This window comes from Noviherbaspirillum malthae, assembly GCF_015352985.1.
GTDB lineage: Bacteria > Pseudomonadota > Gammaproteobacteria > Burkholderiales > Burkholderiaceae_D > Noviherbaspirillum > Noviherbaspirillum malthae.
The window spans coordinates 1-7932 of the sequence record NZ_JACYXF010000131.1 but is presented as its reverse complement, the minus strand read 5'-3'; the positions used below and the strand labels follow the sequence as shown (position 1 = coordinate 7932).

The 7932-nt window shown below is 53.3% G+C and carries 7 protein-coding genes and 1 pseudogene; 1 reads left to right on the top strand and 7 read right to left on the bottom strand.

Annotation, left to right across the window (positions count from 1 at the left end; genetic code table 11):
• Positions 1–90: 90 nt before the first annotated feature.
• Positions 91–411, bottom strand: a pseudogene (locus IGW03_RS36780) (DUF1153 domain-containing protein).
• A 264-nt stretch (positions 412–675) separates the two neighbouring features.
• On the opposite strand from IGW03_RS36780, the gene IGW03_RS36775 reads away from it, so the two are divergent.
• Positions 676–1485 (top strand): IS5 family transposase, encoded by an 810-nt coding sequence (locus tag IGW03_RS36775; protein ID WP_194727334.1) that lies wholly within the window; start codon positions 676–678, stop codon positions 1483–1485.
• Positions 1486–1568: 83 nt separating this feature from the next.
• Here the strand turns inward: IGW03_RS36775 and IGW03_RS36770 are convergent, their stop codons facing one another.
• The 6 genes from IGW03_RS36770 to IGW03_RS36745 all read right to left on the bottom strand — a co-directional run bounded on the left by IGW03_RS36770 (position 1569) and on the right by IGW03_RS36745 (position 7407).
• Complete coding sequence (locus tag IGW03_RS36770) at positions 1569–2594, bottom strand: IS701 family transposase (protein ID WP_194727333.1); 1026 nt, start codon at positions 2592–2594, stop codon at positions 1569–1571.
• 183 nt (positions 2595–2777) lie between these two features.
• Positions 2778–3491, bottom strand: coding sequence for an ABC transporter ATP-binding protein (locus IGW03_RS36765; protein ID WP_194727332.1), 714 nt, complete (start codon positions 3489–3491; stop codon positions 2778–2780).
• Between the two features lie 11 nt (positions 3492–3502).
• A complete protein-coding gene (locus tag IGW03_RS36760) occupies positions 3503–4258 on the bottom strand; it encodes an ABC transporter ATP-binding protein (protein WP_194727331.1) in 756 nt (251 codons plus the stop codon).
• Positions 4255–5280 (bottom strand): branched-chain amino acid ABC transporter permease, encoded by a 1026-nt coding sequence (locus IGW03_RS36755; protein ID WP_194727330.1) that lies wholly within the window; start codon positions 5278–5280, stop codon positions 4255–4257. Before IGW03_RS36755 ends, IGW03_RS36760 begins: the two co-directional genes overlap by 4 nt.
• Positions 5277–6140, bottom strand: a complete 864-nt coding sequence (locus IGW03_RS36750; RefSeq protein ID WP_194727329.1) for a branched-chain amino acid ABC transporter permease — start codon at positions 6138–6140, stop codon at positions 5277–5279. The genes IGW03_RS36755 and IGW03_RS36750 overlap by 4 nt, the downstream gene beginning before the upstream one ends.
• 118 nt (positions 6141–6258) lie before the next feature.
• Complete coding sequence (locus tag IGW03_RS36745; protein WP_194727335.1) at positions 6259–7407, bottom strand: ABC transporter substrate-binding protein; 1149 nt, start codon at positions 7405–7407, stop codon at positions 6259–6261.
• Positions 7408–7932 lie beyond the last annotated feature (525 nt).

The following is a 7932-nucleotide window of genomic DNA, read 5'->3' as shown; positions in this document are numbered from 1 at the left end:
TAACTCTATCGTCACCCATGGTGGCGGATTCCTTTCTGCTGAAATGTTTCGGTCTAGACAACCTTATTTCAGCAGCATCCGCCGCCTTCTTCAACTACCCCTCATCCACAACATTCCGTTATACCTCCAAATTTTTTTGGCGCGCAGCTCCAGCATCGCTTCGCCGTACGCCTCCTGCAACTCTTTGAGCTGCCGCTCGTACTGTTACTTGACATCCAGCGGCTTGGCACGCAGGGCGTTCTCCAAGCCCTTGCGTCCTTCGTCAACCCACTCCTCGATCTCTGAAGGCGGAATGTCGAATGCCAGGCTGGCCTCCGCAATGCTGGTTTTGCCTTGGATGATTTCAGTGACCAACGCCGCTTTGCGCTTGGCTGTCCACCGCTTGAATTCTTCTTCCATCGTCATGCTCATGTGATTCCTTTTCGTGATTATCACCTGAGCAGGTTTTCAGTGGGTCGTTACATGCGCACGCAACATCAGCCACAACGCATCAATGAGCGCTTGGGCTTCTTCCAGGGTGCACACCCGTGGCGCTGGCTGCGACAGGTCGATACTCATGAATGTAAGAATCGTCAAACCGCACGAGGTTGCGGGTGTAGCGCACCTCTTTAATGTTCATTGCCGCAACTCAGAGCGTGTTATGAACTCATGAAATAGCAAAAAGTCCATGGCGGCATGACTGCCAGAAAACCATACCCAAGCGACGTGCAAGACGAAGAATGGGACTTCGTTGCACCTTACCTATCGTTACTGCCGCTGGACGCCGCACAGCGTGAGCACTCGTTGCGCGAGGTGTTCAACGCCCTACGCTGGCTGGTAAGAAGCGGTGCGCCATGGCGCATGTTGCCGCATGACTTTCCGCCCTGGTACACCGTGTATCAGCAGACGCAGCGATGGATCAAAGCCGGTTGCTTCGAAGCTATCGTTCATGATCTGCGCTCCCTATTGCGCCTGGCGGCCGGACGTGAACCGGCTCCAACGGCCACCATTCTTGATAGCCGCACTATTCAGTCCACTCCAGAGAGCGGTGCGCGGGCCGGCTATGACGGCGCGAAACGTCGTAAAGGATCGAAGGTGCATGCGGCGGTTGATACCTTGGGTCATTTGCTAGCGCTGCATGTCACGCCGGCCAATGAACAGGATCGGGATCAGGTGGCACAGCTGGCCAAGAGCGTACAGGAAGCGACTAACCTCAACGTCGAGATCGCCTACGTAGATCAGGGCTATACCGGCGAAGCTGCAGCGGAGCAGGCACAGGACTTTTGCATGGAGCTGGTGGTGGTCAAGCATACTGAGGCCAAGCGAGGCTTTGTACTGTTGCCAAAACGATGGGTCGTTGAAAGAAGCTTCGCTTGGGCCGCACGCTTTCGAAGGTTGGCACGTGATTACGAGCGTACGGCGCAGACATTGGCAGGGCTTCACTATGTCGCCTTCGTCTGCCTCATGCTCAGTAAGACCATGGCAGTCTTCGATCTTAGTTCATAACACGCTCTCAGTGCTGCGCTGCGTTCAGCTTGACTTCCGGACGCTTCCGACAAGGTGAACAGTTACGGTTACTTCATTAGGACTTACGCAAACCGCATCTTGACGGAGGGATTTTTGAGCTGTTGACAGAGGTAGTTGTCGAGCAATCCGTGCTTGATGCGGTAGACGGTTTGTTGAGTTTGGCGAGCGAGGTCGGTCAGGCGCAGCCAGACCAGCATGGCGCAGGCGATGTGGTTGCGCTGGATACGCGCCTTGCGGCACTGGTTTTTCTCGATGCCGGTGGTTTGCTTGAGTTCGCGGTGAAACTGCTCGATCTTCCAGCGCATGCCGCACACCTCTTGTACGGCAGTGTCCGAATCCTGAGCCAGGTCGTTGGTGACAACCCAGTCCGTGCGGTGGGTAGCGACCGCGACCCGGAACAGTTTCACTTTGTAGTCTTTGGGGAAACCCTTGATCTTGACGACCTTGCCATGCGCCCATTCGTGATTGGTCCACGCCAGTTCATCGACGCGGCGATACGGTTCTTCGCCGCCGGAATCGTCGACCTGGCGGTTGTCCTTGAGCGGGCAGTAGTAAATCTTGTGGAGGGAATCGATGAACAGCATCAAGTCCTTGGTCGCATACCAGGTATCCATCAGGACGGCATGAAACGGCAGCTGCTTGTGCTGCACGATCTGCGTGAGCATGTCCTGCACATGATCGAGCTTGCTCTTGCCGTCGCGGTCAGGATCGTAGATGCGGTAATCGATCACCCAGTATTTCCCCGTCTCCGGATTGACGTACACACAGTTGACCAGGCCGATACCCTTGATCAGACCGTGCGCATTGCCGGAAAATTGCAACCGCACCAGTTCGATCTGGTGCGAGAAGTTCTTGTCCAGCACCGTGTCGTCGAAGATGACGTAGCCATGCGCAGAAGGTTCGATCTGCGTGCGCGCGTGCTCCCACACCAGCCGCGATGTCAGCCGGTCTTCGCGCAGGTAGCGATTGATCGCGTCGTGGCTCATCTGATTTTCGGTATGGTCCGCGTAGTTCGTGATGGTGTAGTTGATCTGGCTCACCAGCAGGTATTGGCAGTAATCCAGTCGCGTCGGGCGTGTCGTCTTCATGCCCGCTAATTTACAGATTCTTAACCCGCTTTGGGTTTACGTCATTTTCGAAATCAACAACTTTTTTGCGTAAGTCCTATTCATGATAGACCCCTTCTGGCTTACCCTAATGGGCCCAAAAATGGACAAAGTCGAGCTTACATTCAAAAAGCGACATCTTCGAACAACGGGAGGTGCCGTTATTTATACGCCGAGATATTCCTTGAGGCGTGCCGGATCGGCTTCCAACTCCTGACCACTGCCTTCAAACACGACCCGGCCTTTCACCATGATGATATTGCGGCTGCTTATTTCGGTGACCGCCTTGAAATTTTTGTCGACGATCACAGTAGCAATGCCAGCCTCACGAATCAGGCTGATGATCCGCCAGATTTCTTTTGAGACTAGCGGCGCCAGACCTTCTGTGGCCTCATCGAGAATGAGCAGGTCAGGGTTGGTCATCAGCGCGCGACCAATGGTAAGCATCTGTTGCTCACCACCGGAAAGCTGGTGGCCACCATGGTGCAATCTTTCTTTTAATCGAGGAAATGAATCTAGCACACGTTCGTAAGTCCAGTCGCGCCGTCCATCCACGCCAGAGCGCGCTGAGACTAGCAGGTTTTCCTGCACGTTAAGATTGGGGAAGATGCCCCGCCCTTCCGGTACGTAGGAAACTCCCATGCGCGCCACCTGAAATGGTGGCAGGCCAATGGTAGAACGGCCCCGGATTTGCACTTCTCCTTGACGAGGCCTCACTACGCCGACCAAACTTTTGATCAAGGTGGATTTTCCCATCCCGTTGCGCCCCATGAGCCCCACAGTTTCGCCGCGCCGTATGGAAAAATCCACGCCATGCAAAATATGGCTTTGCCCGTAAAAGGAATGCAATCCTTTCCCTTGTAGTAGCACTTCACTCACGGCAATTCCTTTCAGTGTCCAAAATAGGCGCGCTGCACCTCGGAGTTCGACCGTATTTCATCGGGAAAACCGGTTTGCAGTACGACGCCGTTTACCATGACGGTAATCACGTCAGCAATCGAGAACACCGCATCCATGTCATGCTCGACCAAAAGAATTGCATGTGATTGGACCAGCGTCTTGAGCAATGCAATCATGCGGGCGGACTCTTCCAACCCCATTCCGGCCAATGGCTCGTCGAGCAGCAGTACGTCCGGCTCGGTGCAAAGCACGATCGCGAGTTCCAACTGGCGCTGTTCACCATGGCTTAAGTCACTCGCACGTCGATAGGCATGACTAATCAAACCGGTGGAGTGCATCGCCTTCTCCGCGGCTTCGACATACCGCGGGTAAGTAGATGCATTCGACCATACAGCTGTCGACCGAGGATGGCGAGACTGAGCTGAGAGCCGACAGTTTTCGAAAACCGTGAATGACGGGAATATGCTGGTTTTTTGATAGCTGCGCCCAATACCCATGCGTGAACGGGAATCCGGAGAAAGATGAGTAATGTCCTGTCCTCGGTAAAGAATCGAGCCGCCGGAACATGCGAGGTCGCCAGACAACAAATTAATGAGTGTTGATTTCCCTGCCCCGTTCGGACCGAGCACCGCATGGACTTGGCCGCGTCGAATCTCAATTGATACATTATCGTTTGCCGCCAAACCGCCAAACATGCGCTTGACCCCAACCGTCTTAAGCAATACGTCCTTCGCCAAACTTGTCATGCTTTTCTCCCGGACAGCGACTTGGTGACTTTGGGCAGCAACGCGTGTGTTCGTTTTCCTAAAAGCAGCTTGATGCGGTCGAGCAGCGACACCAAGCCGTCTGGCAGGAAGAGGACAGTAAGCACGATGATCAGTCCAAGCCATAACTGCCAAAGTGTGGTTGTCGACATCAACAGTTCCTTGAGGAGAACGAATACAAATGCGCCAATTATGCCGCCCCAAACTTGACCAATGCCACCGAAGATCAGCATTAACAACACATCGGCCGACTGGTGCCAAGACAACAGTTCAGGGTTGACGCCATCGCTGAGCACGGCAAAGAGGTAGCCGGCCAAACCAGCAATAGCCCCGGCGAGAGTGAATGTAGCAAGCTTGTAGCGGAAAACCGGGTACCCTATTGACCTCATCCGGTGTTCGTTTTCGCGGATCCCTTGGATCGCCCGTCCGAATGGTGAACGCAGCAACACCGAGAGCCCGGTGATGACCAGAATCATGACGATCAGTATGAAGTAGTACAGCGTGGTAGGATTCTGCAGGTCCAGGACCGTGACATCGCCTAGGGTCGCTGTCGGTTTGCTGTACAGATTGATGCCGTCAGAGCTACCACCAATTGCCTGTACGTCGTGAAACAGAAAATAAAATACCTGCGCGAAGGCGAGCGTCACCATGATAAGAAAGATGCCCTTCGTGCGCAGCACGAACAACCCGACGATTGCAGCGAGAAATGCTGTCACCACCATCGCGGCCGGCAGTGTGACCCACAGGCTCGTGGAGAGCTTGTACTGCGTCGACAGCAGTGCAAAGGTATAACCGCCAAGTCCAAACCATGCAGCATGGCCCAAACTAACCAGACCAGTGTAACCCACTAGCAAATCGAGACTGACAGCAAAAATACTAAGGATAATAATCCTAGCGACCATTTCGTTGTAGAAATCCAGCCCCAGTAGCGGAAATGCAGCTAATGCGACAAAGAAAGCGATGGCTGCCGTCAAACGAGGTGTCGAATCGAAAAAAGTTTTCATTGCTTAAATAGGCCTTCAGGACGCCAAAGCAGGATGATGGCCATAAGGAGGTAAGTCGCCATTCCTGCATAATCGGGAAAGAATATCTTGCCGAATGTATCGGCAAAGCCGATGAGCACGGAAGCCAGAAGGGCGCCCCATACTGATCCGATACCGCCAATGATCACCACAACAAAGCTGATGATCAATACCTGCATGCCCATGCCCGGCGACACTGCTGAGGCAGGCGCGTTGATCATACCGGCAAATGCCGCAAGAGCCACACCAAGTGAAAACACGAGCCGATAGACCATATTAATGTTGATACCTAGAATCTGAGCCATGTCGCGGTTCGATGCGCCTGCACGAATCATAGCTCCTATTCTTGTACGTTGAATCAAGACATACATCCCAGCTGCAATTAAAAGGCATACCCCGGACATGAACAGACGGTACACTGGATAATCCATTGTAGGTCCTAAGGGGATCGAGAAATCCAGCCATTTTGGGATACTTACCGCGTGCACCTCGTCTCCAACGAATACGCTGCGTAGTTCTTCGAAAATCAGGATTAGCCCGTAGGTCAGCAGGACCTGTTGCAAATGGTCACGCTTGTAAAGATGGCTGAACAGTGCCCATTCCAGCAGGGCGCCAATGACTGCGCTAAGGATGGCGCCCAGAACCATCGCAATTAGCAGGTTACCTGTCATTGCCGTAATGGTGAACGCAAAGTACGCGCCCATCATGTAAAAGCTGCCGTGTGCAAGGTTGATGACTCCCATCACGCCGAAAATCAGTGTCAGGCCGCTGGCAATCAGGAAAAGCAGAAGGCCATACTGAATGGCGTTCAAGGTTTGTATGAGAAACGGTCCAAAGTCCATTTTCAGTCTCGTTGTGGGCGTGCGGCTAAGGTAAACACGGCTACGCTGTTCCTGTTGTACGCGATAAAGAGCAGCGTGAGGAAGTGTCACCACGCCGCCGTTACTCTGCTGGAGGGTCTTACTGCATCTTACATTCAGGCGAAGGATCCACCAGCTGCTTCACTGCCACGCCAACCATGACGTTCTGGTTGCCTCTTGCTTCGCGAATGTACATATCCTGGACCGGATTGTGCGACTTGGAAAAAGACAGAGGACCACGCGGACTGTCGAGCTTTGCGTTTTCCATCGCCTTGAGCATTTCTTTGCGCTTGCTGGTATCGCCCTCGACCGCTTCCAGCCCGACGAGGTAGAGCTGTGCCGCGTCATAGCCTTGGACTGCGAACACATCCGGCGTCGCGCCGCCGTAGGCCTTTTTGTAGGACTCGATGAATGACTTGTTGCGTGGAGTCTCCAGCCCGTCTGCATAATGCAGCACGGTAAGAAGCCCTTGCGCCGACTCGCCCTGCGCTTGCAGCGTGCCTTCGGTGATGAAAGCGCCGTATAGGGGAATCCTGGAGCGCAGGCCTGCGGCGTGATAGTCCTTGGCAAGTTTAACCTGCGCTGCGCCAGCGACGAAAGTATATGCTGCCTCTGGCTTGATCGAAGCAATCTCGGTAAGCAGCGGCTGGAATTCGGTATTCGGGAAAGGAAGGGTCAGGTGTTTCAACACCTTGCCGCCGCCCTTTTCGAAAGCTTCTTTGAACCCCGCGGTCTGTTCATCGCCAGCCGCATATTTCCAAGCGAGCGCCACTGCGGACTTATGTTTCTGGGCCATCAGTGCACCAACTCCATAGCCAGCCTGCCAATTTGAAAAAGAGGTGCGGAAGATGTTCGGCGCGCACAATGCGCCAGTCAGCTCGTCGGCACCTGCGTTTGGAATGATCATCGGAATGCCGGCGCTACGGGCAACACGCGCCATGGTGAGCGCAACCCCCGAGTGAACGGTTCCTACCAGCACATCCACCTTGTCGCGCTTGATCAGCTTGTTTGCGTTTTCATTGGCCTTGGCAGGATCGGACTCATCGTCAAGCGTGACGAATTCCACGTCCCGCCCTGCAATCTTACCGCCCTTCTCCGCAATCGCCAGCTTGAATCCATTGGTGATGTTCTTGCCCAAATCGGCAAACGTCCCCGAATACGGCAGCATCAAGCCGATCCTGACATTGTCTGCCGCCCTCGCAGTACCGGTCAATCCGGTAAAGGCTAAAACCGTGACGACGTGCGCCATGCCGATTTTGATCCTAAGGGGCGCTTCCTTTTGGTTACACATTATTTCGTCTCCTATATTTCCTAAGAACATGGAATGTTAATTTTATGGCTTTTCGCTTTTAACTTCGGCAATTCGTTTTGTCTGGACAGCGTGTCCCTGTTTCATAATATTGTAGTTCCGCACCTGTCTGCTGGGCATCATAAATAGCTGCTGGCAGGTTATGCAACCTACAAGGTTTCATAAAACTGCTGCTTTTTAACACTCTCCGAGTTATTGCCTTTTCAGTGTAAAGACCAAGACTCGACAACGTCAATCTTATTGAATGACTTGTTCGCACTCCGAACAGTCAGATTTCTTCGTTACTCTCCTTTTCGCTAGAGTTTCTAATTTAAAATAATTTCGGTTTATTTAGCTAACGGTAATGTCATGGACTCCCTCCACCCCTGAAGCTGGATACACTAAAGGCTGAACAAAGCGTGGCGTTTCCCAACGGATAGAAGGAGGCAGGCATGGCAATCGTAAGAATCGGGCTCGATATTGCAA

Excerpts from the sequence above, each read along its gene's own strand:
- IGW03_RS36775 (WP_194727334.1), top strand. The coding sequence starts at position 676 with ATGACTGCCAGAAAACCATACCCAAGCGACGTGCAAGACGAAGAATGG.
- IGW03_RS36760 (WP_194727331.1), bottom strand. The coding sequence starts at position 4,258 with ATGACAAGTTTGGCGAAGGACGTATTGCTTAAGACGGTTGGGGTCAAG.
- IGW03_RS36745 (WP_194727335.1), bottom strand. The coding sequence starts at position 7,407 with ATGGCGCACGTCGTCACGGTTTTAGCCTTTACCGGATTGACCGGTACT.
- IGW03_RS36750 (WP_194727329.1), bottom strand. The coding sequence starts at position 6,140 with ATGGACTTTGGACCGTTTCTCATACAAACCTTGAACGCCATTCAGTAT.
- IGW03_RS36755 (WP_194727330.1), bottom strand. The coding sequence starts at position 5,280 with ATGAAAACTTTTTTCGATTCGACACCTCGTTTGACGGCAGCCATCGCT.
- IGW03_RS36770 (WP_194727333.1), bottom strand. The coding sequence starts at position 2,594 with ATGAAGACGACACGCCCGACGCGACTGGATTACTGCCAATACCTGCTG.